Origin of the sequence: Hymenobacter psoromatis (assembly GCF_020012125.1) — a bacterium.
GTDB classification, from domain to species: domain Bacteria; phylum Bacteroidota; class Bacteroidia; order Cytophagales; family Hymenobacteraceae; genus Hymenobacter; species Hymenobacter psoromatis.
The window spans coordinates 1,621,157-1,636,949 of the sequence record NZ_JAIFAG010000001.1; the positions used below are offsets into that span (position 1 = coordinate 1,621,157).

Consider the following 15,793-nt stretch of genomic DNA (forward strand, 5'->3'; position numbering starts at 1 on the left):
CCAGGTAGGCCAACGTGGGCCGGGCCGGCGCTAGTATCGGCAATGCGCGAAAAAAGCGGCTGGTTTAGGCGGGTGCTGGTGGCCTGGGGACTGGCCGCTTCGGTGGCCCACGGCCAGGCCGCGCCCGGCATGTCGGCGCACCACCGCCAACTGATGGACCGCTACGACGTGCAGTTTTACCAGCTCGACCTCACGCTCAGCAATACCTCGCGGGCCATCGCCGGCTCGGTGCTCCTGCGGGTGCGGGTGGGCGCGCAGGCCCTCGACTCGCTGGCCTTCGAGCTGTACCAGGCCCCGCCCGACTCGCTACCCACCGCCGCCACGCTGGTCATCGACTCGGTGGTGGCCGGGGGTAGGCGTGCGCCCGGCGTGCTGCGCCGGGGCCAGGCCGCCACCGCCGCGCTGGCCGCGCCCGCGCCGGCCGGCACGCTGCTCGATGCCCGCATCTACTACCACGGCACGGCGCCCCACGGCAACACCAACGCCGTGGGCAACGCCTTCAACAGCGCCGACCACTACCTGCGCGATGGCGTAAACTACCCCTACCACGTCACCTGGAGCCTGTCGGAGCCGTTTTCGGCCCACGAGTGGTTTCCCTGCAAGCAGGTGCTCACCGACAAGGCCGATTCTTCGGCCGTGTTCATTACCACCGACTTACCCAATAAAGTGGGCTCCAACGGCGTGCTGGCCCGCACCGTACGGCTGCCCAATAACCGGGTGCGCTACGAGTGGCACGAGCATCATCCCATCGCCTACTACCTCATTTCGGTGGCCGTGGCGCCCTACGTCGAGTACCTGACCTACGCCCAGCCCGCGGGCGGCCCGCGCGTGCCCATCGTCAGCTACGTGTATGACCCGGAGTCGCTGGCGTACTATCAGACCGACATCGACCGCACGGCGGGCTTTATCGAGAATTACTCCAACCTATTTGGGACATATTTTTTTGCCGATGAGAAGTACGGCCACGCGATGGCCCCCATCGGCGGCGGCATGGAGCACCAGACCATGACCACGCTTGGCTATTTCGACTTCACGCTGGTGGCCCACGAGCTGTTTCACCAGTGGTTTGGCGACAACGTGACCTGCGCCAGCTGGGAAGATATCTGGCTCAACGAGGGCTTCGCTTCCTACGGCGAGTATCTGTCGTTGCAGGCCTTTAGCACGCCCGCCGCCGCCCGCGCCTGGATGGACGACGCCCAGGCTCGCGCCCAGAGTAACGTGACCGGTACCGTGCGCGTGCCCGATACGACCAGCGTGCGCCGCATCTTCAACTCTAACCTGAGCTATAAAAAGGGCGCGGCCGTCATTCACCTGCTGCGCTACCTCTGCCACGACGATGCGCGCTTTTACCGCGTGCTGCGCCAGTACCAAAGTCAGTTCAGCGGCCGCACGGCCCGCACCCTCGACTTGCAGCGCTTGTTTGAGGCCGAGCTGGGGCAGCCGCTCGACTACTTTTTTCAGCAGTGGTACCGCGGCGAAGGCTTCCCGGCTTTCAATGTCCGCTGGAATCAGGTGGGTAGCAATTTATTTCTGCAGGTAGCCGAAACAGCCTCCGTGCCCGCTAGCACGCCCTTTTTCCAAACCGAAGTGGATTATGCGCTGACCTTGCAGGATGGTACTACCCAGCGCGTGCGCGTGCGCCAGACGCAGGCCAGCCAGGGCTTTAGCGTGGCCGTAAGCGGCCCCGTGGCGGCCGTGGCCGTGGACCCCGATGGCTGGCTGCCCGACCTGCCCGGCACCGTGCTGCCCGACCCCGCGCTGGTGCTAGCCACCCGCCCCGCTGCCCGCCCCGCACTGGCGCTCTACCCCAATCCGTGCCAAGATGAGCTTACGGTCAATGACTTAGCCACGCCCACCACGGCCGAGGTGTACGATGCCACTGGCCGCCTGGTGCTGCGCCAGGCCCTACCCCCCGCCCAGCCGGTGGTGCGCACTCAGGCGCTGACCCCCGGCCTCTACCTGCTGCGCCTGCGTGGCCCCGCCGGCGAGGTGCTCAGCCAGGGTCGCTTTGGAAAGGAATAAGCCAGAGTAACGGAAGAAAATACGTTTGGTGGAGTAGGGGCACAAAATCTTACCCAAAAGGCTTGTCCGGGCATAATGGTAGTCTTATACTTGCCCGCGTTGAATGGTTAATTTCCACCTCCTGCTACCGATGGCATGCAAACACTATTCGAGGATTCCGACCTGACCATTACCTACGACTCCGACCACGATTGGCTCCTCACGGCCTGGCGTGGGAGGCGCTCGCCCGAAGCCTCCATGCACTACTGCTGGCTGCTGCTGGAAAAAATCCGGGCTACGGGTAGCACCTGCGTGCTCAACGACAGCAGCCAGGACCTCGACGGCTGGAGCGAAGTGACCCGGTGGCTGGGTCAGGATTTCTTTCTCCGGCTGACAAGCAACGGTATATCAGCCGTAGCCTGGGTGCTACCCCTCGACCTACGCGCCCGCGCCGATGTCAACCAAGTAATGGCCCAGGTCGGCACCAATTGGCCCGCCGTAGATACGTTTACCGACGTAGAAGCCGCCTACGCGTGGCTGCTACGCACCACCGCGCCGCGTGCCGGTAAAATTAACTGCTAAGTGCTGAAGGCTGCTTGCTCTAAGTCGGTTTTGCGTGCTGGCGCTACCTGCTCGCCAGGATAAATCGTTAACAATCAGCACCTAACTATTACCCCATAGCGTAGTATGCGCTTATCTTGCTGGCAATGGTTTCATCGGCTAGGGGCTCGTCAAATATTGTTTTGAGCAGCGCCTCGAAGGAGTGAGGCGGCGTGAAATAGTCTTCACGCACGGGGTTGGTGCTGAGGCGAATGAAGAGTGGTCGTTCGTTCACGGTCACCAAATCGAGGGTGATGAGGCCGTAGCGCTGGTTGCAACGCCCGCTCTCGGTGCAGTCGGTGGGTAGGGGCTTGAAGAGCTGCTTCACGGTAGCCTCGCGCAGCTGCTGGTGACGGCGATGGCGCGCGTCGTGGCAGGCGCGGCGATAGCCCAGGTCCTGCACGCGCTCGCCCAGCAGCTGGTAGAGGTGCCCAAAATTGCCTGGCCCAATGGTGTGGTCATAAAAGAATAATGCCCCCTGGCGTCCCTCCTCGTGCAACAGGTCTACCCGAAAGCCCCGCCGTCCGCCCGCCCCACCCTTGCGCAGGTGGTAGGCTTTGTAGTAGGGCCCCAGCCAGTTGCGAAACACGCGCTCGGCTACCCAGGCCCGGTGCGCGTGGTTTTGCGCGGGCGTGGGCTCCAGGGCGGGCTGCCACTCGGCCGCGCCGCCGCGCCGCTGAAAAAGCTGTTGAAGAAATTGTAACACTGTAGGGTTAGGTGGGCCAGGTAGCTCGAAAACACGCCCTTCGGCAAATAGTTTCGGCTCCTGCTGGCGGGTAGGATAGGGGTAGGCTACCTCAAAACGGCGCCCCCTCCAACCAGAAAGGGGCGCCGCGCCGGCCACGGGCCAGGTTACTTCACCCGCGTCCAGGTCTGCGACTTACCGATGAGCGAAAAGCCAATGTAGCCCTTCACCTCCATCGTGTTTTCGCCCTCCAGCTTCATATAGCAGGAATAAGTTTTGCCGCTTTCGGGGTCGTAGATTTTGCCATCGTCCCACTTGTTGCCACTGTCGTAGCTGAAGCCCTGCATGAACACCAGACCCAGGCGCGGGCGAGTACGCAGCTTAGGGTCAGGGTTTTGGGTATCGAGCTTGGGCTTGCCTGTGGCCGGGTCGTTGGGGACGGTCAGGGTCACAATTTTACCGCAGAGCTTATCGCCGCACTTATATATCTCAAAGGTGGCCTTTTTTTCCGAATTAGTCCATATGCCCAGCGGCGACAGTGTTTGGGCCTGTGCCGCGTGGGTAGCCAAGCCAAGCCAAAGAGCTAATAAGAAGGCAAGCGATTTATACATTGTGGGGAATGTGAAGAAGTGGTGAAAAATATGGAGTAGCCAAGGCAATTATACGGCCAGAATGCGTGTGCGCTGCCGCAAAGCCGTTGCGCAAGCCCGCGCACTACCAAAAAGACAGCCCGGCGACTATAAATTAAGTAGCTTGACTCTCAAGAGAATGCTAAGAATAATGGCCCGGACTAGTAGAAATAGCTCAAAAAGTTTTGAACCTCGGCGCTGGCAATTAACTTTAACCCCCAGTAGCGAGTGCTACGGCCCCAGGCAAGCCGCCCTAAATTGCTGGGAAGCGCGCCTGAGGTTATGTGGAACCATAAAGAAAGGAGGTACAAAATGTCTAGTAGTCCCAACCAAATCCTGCCGAGCCTGTCCAATGTAGTACGCCTCACCGCCGTACTCGCCTAAAACACACAGCTCGGCGGAGGGTGCCACGGTATCGTTGCCCCTCTCGTTGGACAGGTCTTACTGTGAGACGCCGGCGCTGTACCCCAGCGCTGCCGCTTGGTAAGATTTGAAGGATTAGATGCCCGACTGGCCCGATGGCGCACGCAAGCGCGCCGCGGTGGGCCAGCCGGGCATCGTTCTTTTTATGAAGCTAATAAATGAGTAGGTGAATAGGGGTATTACGCATCTACTCATTTGCAATTACTCTGCGGACCTGCATAAAGCGGCGCTCGTAGCCGCTGCCTTCGACCTGGCTGATTTTGACGCCCGAGGCGCGCTGCGCGGACGAGGCGTGTACGAAGCGCAGGGGCGTTTCGCCCAGGGCCGAGATGACGATGCCCGCGTGGCCGGGCGTGGTGCTAGTGGCGGCCGTGCCGGTAAAAACCACGATGTCGCCGGGCTGGGCTTCGGCGCGGGGCACCGGCTGGCCCACGTCGATGAGCAGGGCGGTGGAATGGGGGGTAGGCACCCCAAAATGCCCAAATACATAACTCACAAAGCCCGAGCAGTCGAAGCCGCTCACCGGACTCATGCCCGCGTAGAGATAGGGGCTACCCACCTGCCGCAATGCGAAGCCTACGATACTGTCGCGCCGGGGCACGAAGGATGGCCGCGCGAGCACCGGCGCGGCGGCCGGGCGGCGCTCGGCTACCAGCCGTACCAGCAAGGGGGTAGGGGCCGGCTGGGCCGCCGTAGCCGGGGGGGTGGTAACTGAGCCCAGGTATAGTTTTAAGCCCAGCAAGCTTAGGAGCAGACTCCCGAAAATCAACCAGATACTGCGCATAAGTGAGGTTCGGGCCAGGGGCTGGCCCGCTAAACGGCGGTAGCTCCGCAGAAGTTGGCGGGGGTAGGAAAAAACTCCAACGGCCGCGCGGGGCCGAATCGTGCCAGGCCGGGCGCTTACTTTGCAGCCATGTTTGCACCTATCTCTACTTTTTGCCGGCTGGCCGTCGTGGCCGGCCTGCTGGCTGCCGGGCCCGCTGCCGCCCAAGTTAAAGTTAAAACCAAGTTGAAGCCTGGCCGCGCTGCCACCAAGGTAGCCACCGCCGCGCCGACCGCCAGCACCCTGCGCTACACGCTGGCCATGCCCGCCCCCCAAACGCACTACTTCGAGGTGCGGATGGATTTGCAGGGCTTCAACCAAGAATATACTGACCTCAAGATGCCAGTGTGGGCCCCCGGCTCATACCTGGTGCGCGAGTTTGAGCGGCACGTGGAGCGGCTGACGGCCCAGGCGGCCGGCGGCCCGGCCCTGCGCGTGGAGAAGCTCGATAAAAATACCTGGCGCGTGCACCACCCTGGCCAGGCCACATTCCGGGTTGACTACGGGGTGTATGCCTACGAAATCAGCGTGCGCACAAGCTACATCGATGCCGACCACGGCTTTGCGCTGGGCAGCAGCATCTTTATGTACCCGGCGGCTAATAAGAACATGCCCAGCCAGGTAACGGTGCAGCCCGCCGCCGGCTGGGCCACTGTGAGCACCGCCCTGCGCCCGGCATCGGGCATGCAGAAATTCGTGTATAAATCCGCGGATTACGATGAGCTGGCCGATTCGCCCATCGAAATCGGCAACCAGAAAGTGCTGAGTTTCATCACCAACGGTACGCCGCACCAGATGGCGATGTACGGCCCCTATACGCTGCCCGACGAGCCGCGCTTCCTGGCTGATATGCAGAAGATTACGACGGAGGCCCAGCGCGTGGTGGGCCAGAACCCGATTGACCACTACCTCTTCATTGTGCACCACCTGGAGGCGGGCGGCGGCGGCCTGGAGCACCTCTACTCGACCACGCTGGGCGCGCGGCCGGGCACCTACTCCAGTGAGGTGGGCTACAAGAATTTCCTGCGCCTGGTAGCCCACGAGTATTTTCATCTCTGGAACGTGAAGCGCATCCGGCCCATCGCGCTGGGGCCGTTTGACTACGATAAGGAGAACTACACCCACATGCTGTGGGTGAGTGAGGGCCAGACTGAATACATGGCCAACCAGATTGCCCAGCGGGCCGGCTTCTATACTGCCCAGCAGTACTACGACCAGCTGGCCGCCGTGCTGACGGGGGTAGAAAACCAGCCTGGCAACAAGTTGCAGCCGGTGGCCATGTCGAGCTTCGATGCCTGGATTCGCGGCTACCGGCCCGACGAAAATTCGCGCAACTCCGAAATCAGCTACTACGACAAGGGCGAGATGGTGGGCTTGATGCTGGACCTGCTAATTGTGCAGGCCACCAACGGCCAGAAGCATGTGGACGACGTGTTCCGGCTGCTTTACGATAAGTATTACAAGGGCCTGAAGCGCGGCTTCACCGACCAGGAATACCAGGATGCCGTAGCTGAAGTGGCTGGCCGGCGCTTTGACGACTTCTTCCAAAATTGCGTGTACGGCACTCGCACTCTCGACTATGCCACCGCCCTCGGCTACGTGGGCCTGACCCTGGCCAGCGCGCCCGCCAGCCCCAACGGTAGCCTGGGGGCTACCATCGCCAACCGCAACGGCCACTACGTAGTGACTTACGTGAAGCGCGACGGCACCGCCTGGAACGGCGGTCTGAATGTCAACGACGAACTGATGCAGCTCAACGGCGCGGCCCCCACCGACGAGGCCGTGAAGCAGGCCCTCTTCGCCAGCGCGCCCGGCATGGTCCTCAAAATGCAGGTTAAGCACAATGCCTACCTCCACGACCTGAGCCTGACCCTCCAGCCCGACTCCGACCTCGTTTATCAGATTCAGCCCGCCGCCAGCCCTACCCCCGACCAGCAGCGCCTCCTGGCCAAGTGGCTGGGTAAATAGGGATTGGGCGCGGGGCTTGCCCCCTACTTCTTACGCCGCCAAAAAAACAGCCCCACACACGCTACGGCCAGCCCGGCCAGTAGTGCATCACGCAGCAGGCGGCTCTGCTGGGCCTCGCGCAGCTCAGCGGCGATGCCGCGCTGGCGCTCGGTGGCTTGGCGCAGGCGCTCCTGCTGGTTTTGCAGTTGGTTTTGCAATTCGCTGAGGCGCTGGGCGGTGAGGTTACGGTCGTCGCGGCCGGTGGTTTGCAGCGTAGCGGTGGTGGTCTGCGCCTGCTGGGTGGTTTGATTGAGCACGGCCACAATGCGTTCATCCTGGTCCACGATGCCTTGCAGGGCGGTTACTACCTCCTGCAAATCCTGCTTGCTGGGCTTATGGCTGAGGCCCAGCAGGCCGTGGCGCTGGGCGCGGGCCTCGGCATAACGTTGCGTCAGCATCCGGCGCTCGGCCAGCAGGCGGGGTAGGGGCGAGGTGGGGGGTAGGGCCTGGGCGAGCAAGACGGCGGGGCCAAGCAGCGCCAGCCGCAAAAAAGTAAAAAAAGCGCGGGTCATGCGTGCAAAGTTGCGCCGGGCCGGGCCAAATGGACGGAAGTAGAGCGTCAAGGGCTTCGCTAAATGGCTAGTTGAGCTTACTGCCTGCGTGAGCTAACCGCAACGCTGCCAGCTTTATGCGCGCTTCACGTGGGGCCGTAACCCTACCCCCCGCCCGGCCGTTGAGTCTGGCTTGCCCGGTAGCCGGGCGTAGCACGCATGAAAAAGGAAGATATCATATTCAGCGATTGGCATCGCTGGCTCTTTGGCACGGCCCCGCCGGCCTTCGCGTTTGAAGCAGCGCTGCGGGCGCTGGTCATTTTTAGCGCGATGCTGCTCATCGTGCGTTGGCTGGGCCGGCGCATGAAGGGGCAGCTCTCCATTAGCGAGCTGGCCATTATCCTGACGCTGGGGGCCATCATCGCGGGGCCGTTGCACCTGCCCACGGGCGGGCTGCTCCCCAGCTTTGCGGTGCTGCTGACCGTGCTGGGCGTGCACCGGCTCAGCAACTGGCTGGCTTTTAAGTCTCGCCCGGCGGAGCTGGTGCAACAGGGCGACGTGGCCCTGCTGGTGCGCAACGGCTGCCTGGAGTTGGAAACCATGCAAAATCACGCCCTGTCGCAGGAGCAGTTTTTTGGGATGTTGCGCAACCAAAGCATTGCCCAGCTTGGTGAGCTGCGCCGCGCCTACCTCGAAGCCAATGGCCGCCTCAGCTACTACAAGCTGCCCGAGCCGCAGCCCGGCCTGAGCGTGCTACCCCCCGCCGACCGCCCGCCCCCCGCCGCCGATGGCCCCGCCCAGGGCCGCCAGGTGTGCGCCACCTGCGGCTACCTGCCTACCCCCACCGACCACGCCGGCACCCACTGCCTGCGCTGCAAAGCCGACAACTGGGTGCCTTCGGTCATTTAGGGTTACAGGACCCGTGCGAAAGCCGTTGGTTCTTGCGAGCCTGCGAAGCAATCGTACCCCAATGACACCCACGCCGGTCGTTCGGCTATCGTGCAGGTGCGACTACCGCGTCCCTGCTTACTGCGCAACATGCTCGTGATGACAACCAGAGTATTGCGAGTTATAGGATTTATAAAAAATATTAGATGAAGCCTGAAACCCCGCACCTGACTGATTACATGCGCATCCTGATGGGCGATGTGCCTTGGAGCTTTTTACTGGAAGCCAGCTTGCGGCTGGTGATACTCTATATTATCCTGCTCGCGGGCCTGCGGCTGATGGGCAAGCGCATGGCCGGGCAGCTGAGCCGCACCGAGCTGGCGGCGCTGGTGGCGCTGGCCGCCGGCATTGGCATCCCTATCCTCTCGCCCGACCGCGGCCTGGTGGAGGCGCTGGTGATTGCCGCCGTGGTGGTGGCGGGGCAGCAGGGGGTAGCGCGCTGGGCCGCCCGCCGCCCCACCGTCGAGCACTTATTTCAGGGCAACCTGACCACGGTGGCGGCCGATGGTGTATTGCAGCTGGATGAGATGGAACACGCCGTGCTCTCGCAGGAGCGACTATTTGCCCAGCTGCGAAGCGAAAGCCTGGAGCACCTGGGGCAGGTGCACCGCCTCTACATGGAAGCCAACGGCACCTTTAGCCTGGTGGAAGACCAGGAGCCCAAGCCCGGCTTGTCGCTGATTCCGGGCTGGGATAAGGACTTTCGGCAAGCGCAGCCGGTAGCCCCCGGCCAGTTTGCCTGCCTGGAATGTGGGCAAGTGCAGGCCGCCCCGCAGCCTCCCCCTACCCCCTGCCCGCACTGCAAGGCCTGCAAGTGGGAACCCGCCGTGTTGGTCATAAAATAAGCTGCCGGGGCCAGGGCCGGCGCGAGGCGCTGAGCCAGCGCGGCTAAGCCCGGTGTAAAGCGCAGCTTAACCACATCCGGTGCACCAGGTAGGGTAGGAGATTGGTAACCTGCTACTTGAATGAGTAGTAAGTAGCAGCAAAAGCCAGCGTGGTGCGCCGCCTAAAACCAAGTTGCTTGCCCGATGAATTGGCTTAAACCAGACTCCCAACTAATGACTCCAGTAGCTACCGTAGACATATGGGGCGGCGTAGAAGCCACCTGCCGGCGCGTGGGCGATGCCTACTCCGACCAGCTCACGCGCAGCGGCCACCGCGACCGCCCCGCCGACCTCGACCGCTTTGCCGACCTCGGCCTGCGCACCCTACGCTACCCCGTGCTCTGGGAGCACGTAGCCCCCGATGGCCTCGACTGCCCCGACTGGCGCTGGGCCGATGAGCGCCTGGCGCGCCTGCAGCAATTGGGCATCGAGCCCATCGTGGGCCTGGTGCACCACGGCAGCGGCCCGCGCTACACGGCGCTGCACGAGGATACTTTCGCGCCTGGCCTGGCCCGCTATGCCCGGATGGTGGCCGAGCGCTACCCCTGGGTAACGCACTATACGCCCGTGAATGAGCCCCTGACCACGGCTCGCTTCAGCGGCCTCTATGGCCTCTGGTACCCGCACGGGCGCGATGACCGCACCTTCGTGCGCATTTTGCTGAATGAGCTGCGGGCTACCCGGCTGGCCATGCAGGCCATCCGCGAGGTCAATCCCGCGGCCCAACTCATCCAGACCGAAGACCTGGGCCAGGCCCACGGCACGCCCGCCCTGGCCGGGCAGGTGGCATTTGAGAATGAGCGCCGCTGGCTGACGTTTGACCTGCTGGCGGGCCATGTCACGCCGTCCCACCCGCTCTGGGGGTATCTACAGGAGTTTGGGGCAACTGAAGCCGAACTGCGCGAGTTCAGCGATGACCCGCTGCCGCCCGACGTGCTGGGTATCAATCACTACGCTACCGGCGAGCGCTACCTCGATGAGCGCCTGGACCGCTACCCCGGTCAGCCGGCCCTTAGCGGGCGCTGCCACCCGGCCTACGTAGACCTGCCGGCGCTGCACGTGGCCGGCGTGGCCCCGGTGGGCCTCGAAAACCTGCTGCATCAGGCCTGGGACCGCTACCACCAGCCGCTGGCCATCACGGAGGCCCACCTCAAATGCACCCGCGAGGAGCAGATGCGCTGGCTGTATCAGTGCTGGCAGATTGCCAACCGCCTGCGTACCAGCGGCGTGAACCTGCGTGCCCTTACCGTGTGGTCGCTGCTGGGAGCCTTCGACTGGGACAACCTACTCACCCAGGACGGGGCCAGCTACGAGCCGGGCGTGTTCGACGTGCGCGGTGGCCTGCCCCGGCCCACGGCCCTCTACCGGCTGGTGCATAGTCTCATCCGCCGGGGGCACTACGAGCATCCGGTGCTAGCCAGTCCCGGCTGGTGGCAGCGCGATATCCGCTACCAGTGGCTCGCTGAGGCCGCTTAGGGGGGTAGGGGAATGAGTTGTTAAAAGAAATTAGAAAATAAAATTTCGAAATGATAAGTTGATGCTTAACAACCTATCCCCAAACCCTGTACTCATTACCGGGGCTACCGGCACGCTGGGCCAGGCGTTTCGGCGGGTGTGCCGCATCCGGGGCCTGCACGCCGTGGCCCTCGACCGCGCCGCCCTCGACATTGCTGATGCTATTTCTATCGACCAGGCTCTGCGCCAGTACCAGCCCTGGGCCCTCGTGAACGCCGCCGGCTACGTGCGCGTAGACGACGCCGAAACCGATGCTGCCCGCTGCCACCGCGAAAACACCACCGGCCCCCGCCTGCTGGCCGACGCCTGCGCGGCGCACGGCGTGCAGCTGCTCACGTTTTCCTCCGACCTCGTGTTCGACGGCCAGCAGGCTACCCCCTACCTGGAAAGCGACCTCGCCCGGCCCCTCAACGCGTATGGCCGCAGCAAGCTACTGGCCGAAGAAGCCGTGCTGGCCCGGCTGCCCAGCGCCCTCGTGGTGCGCACCAGCGCCTTTTTCAGCGCCTGGGATGCGCACAATTTCGTGCACCACGCGCTCAGCGCCGCCCGGCGCGGCGAGCCCTTTGCCGCCGCCGATGACCTGTTCATCTCGCCCACCTACGTGCCCGACCTCGTGAACACCGCCCTCGACCTGCTGCTCGACGGCGCGCACGGCCGCTGGCACCTCGCCAACCAGGGTACCTATTCCTGGGTCGAGTTGGCCCGCCTAGCCCTGCGCGTGGCCGGCCTCGACGAGGCCGCCGTGCAGGCCCGCCCGGCCGCCAGCTTCGGCTGGGCCGCCCGCCGCCCGCGCTACTCCGTGCTGGGCAGTACCCACGGCCCCCTGCTGCCCGACGTGGAAAGCGGCCTGCATCGCCACCTCGAAGACGAGCACCTGCTGAGCCTGCCGCACCCGCCGGCTATTCTGGTGGGGTAGACTTGCTTCTGAATTAGCAAAAATGAAATCGTCCGTTATGCTGACGAAGAAAGCATCTCGCCCGTGCAACTAACCTTAACCGCTAAAATTACCTGCGCAGGCGAAAGGCTTCCTTCGTCAGCATAACGGATGATTCTTTTCGATTACTTCCTATCCCATCTCCTCCAGCACCTTCTCTACCCAGCCTTTACCCCATTCGGCCAGCTCGGTTTCGGTCCAGAGCTGGGGATAGAAGATGCGGCGCTGAAACCTGGGGGGCAGGTAGTTGCGCCAGTTGGTGCCGCCGGTGGCGGGTACGTTGGTGGGGTCGCGCTGGAGGTAGCGCACGGCCGATTTGTAGTGCATGAGGGGCCAGTTGACATTCACGTTTACGTCGAGTTGCTTGAGGGCGCGCAGCAGGCGCGGGTGGCGGCGCTCGGCCTCGGGCAGGCGCTGCACCACGGCCCAGGCGTTGCGGTGCTCGTAGTGGCGGGCGTGGGCCACGAGCTGGCCAGTGTATTTTCGCTCAAACTCGGTTAGGGTCAGGGCTTTGGCCCCGGTTTCTTCCACCGTGGCTCCGGTCTGCCAGTAGATGCAGCCCATGAACTCCTCGTGGGTAGGGGCATCGCCGAGCAGGCGGCGCTTTTCGGCAGGCACCAGGTTTTCGAGGGCCGTGCTGGCAATTTCGATGTAGCGGTATTGCACGCTCTGGAAACCCGAGGCGGGCATCAGCGTGAGCCGGAACTGCAGAAACTGCGCCTTCTCCATGCCGTCCACCATCACGTCGAACGAGTCAATTAGGTTATCAAAATAGCGGTTGATGCGGCCCAGGCGCAGCACCGCTTCGCTGAGGGTAGGCGCGGCCAGCTCGCCCAGCTGCTCGTATTCGTGCAGGCAAAGCTTGAAGTATAACTCCGTGATTTGGTGGTAGATGATGAAGATTTTCTCGTCGGGAAACTTGGTGAGCGGGCGTTGCAGACTCAGCAGCGTTTCCAGTTCGATGTAGTCCCAGTAGTGCACGTACTCGGCGTGGTAGAGCCCTTCGAGGTAGGCGGCCAGGTCCTGGCCATCGGGGGCGTAGCGGCCTTGCAGGCGGCGCAGCTGGGCCAGCACGGCGGGCGAAAACTCGGCGTCGGGGCCGGTAGGGGGGGTAGGCGAGGTGGCCATTGATAAAGAAGAGTAGGCAGTGCAAATATCGGCCGCTCCCGCCGAGCGCGGCGTTGGTAGCTTACCCGCTACTTTTGAGAACAATATAGAGACGCGACCCTTCGTGTCTCTCCCCGCGTGAACGAACCCTGCCGCCGAGAGACGCGAAGGGTCGCGTCTCTATATCGTTCTACTCACCTACCTACTTACCGCCCGTGGCCGAAAAATCGAGCATTTTTGATATGATTGGGCCGGTGATGATTGGGCCCAGCTCGTCGCACACGGCGGGGGTAGTGCGCATTGCGCGGGCAGCCATCCGCATTCTGGGCGCGCTGCCGACCGAGGCCGTCATTACTTTCTACAACTCCTTCGCCCGCACCTACGAAGGCCACGGCTCCGACCGCGCCATTGTGGCCGGGCTGCTGGGCTACGCCCCCGACGACGCGCGCATCCGCACGGCCTTCGAGCACGCCGCCGAAGCGGGGCTCAGGTATACGTTTCAAAGCGTGGGCAACGCCTCGACCCTGCACCCGAATACCATCAAGCTCAACCTGACCGGCCCCGACGGGCACCGCGTGGAAGTGGTGGGCCAGAGCCGGGGCGGCGGCGTCATCCGCATCGTGGAGGTGGATGGCTTCGGCTGCGACTTTTCGGGCGGGCTGCACACGCTGATTATCGATGCGCACGACGTGCCGGGCTCCATCGCGTTCATCGCCTCGGTTATTGCCCACGACGACTGCAACATTGCCACCATGTTCGTCTCGCGCAAGGGGAAGCGCGATGCGGCCCGGCAGTTTATCGAGATGGACAGCCCGATTAAAGACCTTACCCTTGCTTACTTGCGGCAATTAAGCTGGGTGCAGCGCATAACCTACATTCCAACGCTCGAATAAGCCCGGCCGTTATGGGCTGACTGTCAGGTGAAAGTAACATGAAGAACTGTAATGCTCCCCGTCTGCCGACGATACAAAATCGGAGCCCTACCCCCCCTTGCGCAGGCGGGTGGCTAAAATAACTGCCCCGCTGGCTCGTTTCTTTGGGTACTTTTTTATTGTTGCTGTCCGCGCGCTCTTTCTTTTCCTATGATTGCACTACGTACTACCCCCCTGCGGCTGGGCCTGGGCTTGGCCGGCCTGCTGGCCGCCGGGCCGCTAGCCGCCCAAATTGCGCCCGCGCCGCAGCCGGCCCGCCCGGCCTCGGCCCCGGCAGCAGCACTGCCCTCGGCGGCGGCAGCCGCTACCGGCCCCTGGACTTTGCAGCGCGCCGTAGACTACGCCCTGGCGAATAACCTGGGCGTGCGGCTCAACCAGCTCACGGCCCAGGGCAATGCCCAGGTGCTGCGCCAGAGCAAGGCCGCATTGCTGCCCACCATCAACCTGAACGCCACCCAGGGCTGGAACTACGGCACCTACGTAAACCCGGTAACCTCGCAGTTTCAGAACGCGACCACGCGCTCCAACAACTTCGCGGGGCAGGGGCAGCTGGTTATTTTTCAGGGCTTTGTGCTGCGCAATACCATCCGGCGCAACGACCTCGACTACGAGGCCAGCGTGCAGGATATTGAGAAATCCCGCAACGACTTGAGCCTCAATATAGCCTCGCAATTTTTGCAGTTGGTGCTGGCCCAGGAGCTGGTGCGCGCCAATACCTTCTACGTGCAGCGCGACCAGGAGCAGATTGCGCGCACGAAGCTGCTGCTCAAGGCTGGCAGCATTCCGGAAAGCACGCTGCTCGACAGCCAGAGCCAGCTGGCGACCGATGAGTTGAGCGTAATAACCTCGCAAAACCAGGATAACCTGGCTCGCCTGGCCTTGCTGCAACTGCTCAACATCGACCCGGCCATGGCTCAGAACTTCGAAATTGAGGTGCCTAACCTGCCCGACCCCGACCAGGAAGCCCCCTACCAGGTGGACCTGAACGCGGTGTACCAGGCGGCGGCCAGCACCAAGCCCGAAATCCAGGCCGCTGACCTGCGCGTGCTCAGCGCCCGCCGCAGCACCGACATTGCGAAGGGTGGCTACTACCCCCGCCTGTTTCTCAACGGCTCGCTGTCTACGGTCTTCTCGTCGTCGCAATCAACGCGCATCTTCACCGGCGACTCCACGGCCGCCAACTACATTCCGGTGCTGCAAAGCCGGCCGGGGGGCGGCTATGCGCCTTCTTCCTACGTGATTCCGACCGGCCGGCAGCCCAACTTTGAAATTCTGCCCTCGCGCTTTTTCGACCAGCTAAGCAACAATTATGGTAAGGCCGTCCAGTTTGGCCTCTCCATTCCAGTGCTCAACGGCTTGCAGGTGCGCACGGGCGTGCAGCGCGCCATTATCAACGAGCAGGCGGCCAGCGTGCGCGCTGACCAGGCCCGCCTCACCCTGCGCCAAAGCATCGAGCAGGCTTACGCCGATGCCCGCGCCGCCCAGCTCCAATACGCCGCTGCTTCCCGCCAGGTGGCGGCGCTCACCCTCACGCAGCGCAACTCGGAAATCCGCTTCAACAACGGCCTGCTCAGCGGTACCGAGTTTAACGTCGCCAAGAATAACCTCAACTTCGCCATCTCCAATCAGCTGCAAGCCAAATACACCTTCATCTTCCGTCGCAAGGTGGTGGATTTTTATGAAGGTAAGCCGCTAACTTTGTGATATTTAACAGTTACCAATTATCATTTAATAATCGTTTGCTTTTACCAAAGCAGACGGCGGTCAACTGATAAGAAGAGCAAATGCGAACTGTTAAATGATAAATGTTACTT

General features: G+C 62.8%; 14 protein-coding genes. 9 read left to right on the forward strand and 5 right to left on the reverse strand.

Going from position 1 to position 15,793, the window contains the following annotated elements; translation table 11 throughout:
- Positions 1 to 42: 42 nt before the first annotated feature.
- A complete protein-coding gene (locus LC531_RS06970; RefSeq protein WP_223649594.1) occupies positions 43 to 2,022 on the forward strand; it encodes a M1 family metallopeptidase in 1,980 nt (659 codons plus the stop codon).
- 135 nt (positions 2,023 to 2,157) lie between these two features.
- Positions 2,158 to 2,583: a hypothetical protein gene (locus LC531_RS06975; protein WP_223649595.1), complete on the forward strand. Its 426-nt coding sequence runs from the start codon at positions 2,158 to 2,160 to the stop codon at positions 2,581 to 2,583.
- An 88-nt stretch (positions 2,584 to 2,671) separates the two neighbouring features.
- Here LC531_RS06975 and LC531_RS06980 read toward each other — a convergent pair whose 3' ends face one another.
- The 3 genes from LC531_RS06980 to LC531_RS06990 form a co-directional block, all read right to left on the reverse strand.
- On the reverse strand, positions 2,672 to 3,307 hold the full coding sequence (locus LC531_RS06980; protein WP_223649596.1) for a hypothetical protein: 636 nt from the start codon (positions 3,305 to 3,307) through the stop codon (positions 2,672 to 2,674).
- 146 nt (positions 3,308 to 3,453) lie between these two features.
- Positions 3,454 to 3,897 carry a DUF2147 domain-containing protein gene (locus LC531_RS06985; RefSeq protein ID WP_223649597.1) on the reverse strand — a complete coding sequence of 148 codons (444 nt, stop codon included), beginning with the start codon at positions 3,895 to 3,897 and terminating at the stop codon, positions 3,454 to 3,456.
- 628 nt (positions 3,898 to 4,525) lie between these two features.
- Positions 4,526 to 5,122 carry a C40 family peptidase gene (locus tag LC531_RS06990; RefSeq protein ID WP_223649598.1) on the reverse strand — a complete coding sequence of 199 codons (597 nt, stop codon included), beginning with the start codon at positions 5,120 to 5,122 and terminating at the stop codon, positions 4,526 to 4,528.
- A gap of 129 nt (positions 5,123 to 5,251) precedes the next feature.
- On the opposite strand from LC531_RS06990, the gene LC531_RS06995 reads away from it, so the two are divergent.
- A complete protein-coding gene (locus LC531_RS06995) occupies positions 5,252 to 7,129 on the forward strand; it encodes a M61 family metallopeptidase (protein ID WP_223649599.1) in 1,878 nt (625 codons plus the stop codon).
- A gap of 23 nt (positions 7,130 to 7,152) precedes the next feature.
- Here LC531_RS06995 and LC531_RS07000 read toward each other — a convergent pair whose 3' ends face one another.
- Positions 7,153 to 7,680 carry a hypothetical protein gene (locus LC531_RS07000; protein WP_223649600.1) on the reverse strand — a complete coding sequence of 176 codons (528 nt, stop codon included), beginning with the start codon at positions 7,678 to 7,680 and terminating at the stop codon, positions 7,153 to 7,155.
- Positions 7,681 to 7,878: 198 nt separating this feature from the next.
- Here LC531_RS07000 and LC531_RS07005 point away from each other — a divergent pair, with 198 nt between their 5' ends.
- The 4 genes from LC531_RS07005 (at position 7,879) to LC531_RS07020 (ending at position 11,922) form a co-directional block, all read left to right on the forward strand.
- Positions 7,879 to 8,568, forward strand: coding sequence for a DUF421 domain-containing protein (locus tag LC531_RS07005; protein ID WP_223649601.1), 690 nt, complete (start codon positions 7,879 to 7,881; stop codon positions 8,566 to 8,568).
- 185 nt (positions 8,569 to 8,753) lie between these two features.
- On the forward strand, positions 8,754 to 9,452 hold the full coding sequence (locus tag LC531_RS07010; protein ID WP_223649602.1) for a DUF421 domain-containing protein: 699 nt from the start codon (positions 8,754 to 8,756) through the stop codon (positions 9,450 to 9,452).
- Between the two features lie 213 nt (positions 9,453 to 9,665).
- Complete coding sequence (locus LC531_RS07015; RefSeq protein ID WP_223649603.1) at positions 9,666 to 10,967, forward strand: family 1 glycosylhydrolase; 1,302 nt, start codon at positions 9,666 to 9,668, stop codon at positions 10,965 to 10,967.
- A gap of 61 nt (positions 10,968 to 11,028) precedes the next feature.
- Positions 11,029 to 11,922, forward strand: a complete 894-nt coding sequence (locus LC531_RS07020; RefSeq protein WP_223649604.1) for an SDR family oxidoreductase — start codon at positions 11,029 to 11,031, stop codon at positions 11,920 to 11,922.
- A 150-nt stretch (positions 11,923 to 12,072) separates the two neighbouring features.
- On the opposite strand, the gene LC531_RS07025 is transcribed toward LC531_RS07020, so the two are convergent.
- On the reverse strand, positions 12,073 to 13,068 hold the full coding sequence (locus LC531_RS07025; protein ID WP_223649605.1) for a tryptophan 2,3-dioxygenase family protein: 996 nt from the start codon (positions 13,066 to 13,068) through the stop codon (positions 12,073 to 12,075).
- Positions 13,069 to 13,262: 194 nt separating this feature from the next.
- Between LC531_RS07025 and sdaAB the strand changes: the two genes are divergently transcribed.
- Both sdaAB and LC531_RS07035 read left to right on the forward strand, forming a co-directional pair.
- Positions 13,263 to 13,940, forward strand: a complete 678-nt coding sequence (sdaAB, locus tag LC531_RS07030) for an L-serine ammonia-lyase, iron-sulfur-dependent subunit beta (protein ID WP_223649606.1) — start codon at positions 13,263 to 13,265, stop codon at positions 13,938 to 13,940.
- 189 nt (positions 13,941 to 14,129) lie between these two features.
- Positions 14,130 to 15,683 carry a TolC family protein gene (locus tag LC531_RS07035; protein WP_223649607.1) on the forward strand — a complete coding sequence of 518 codons (1,554 nt, stop codon included), beginning with the start codon at positions 14,130 to 14,132 and terminating at the stop codon, positions 15,681 to 15,683.
- Positions 15,684 to 15,793: the final 110 nt, after the last annotated feature.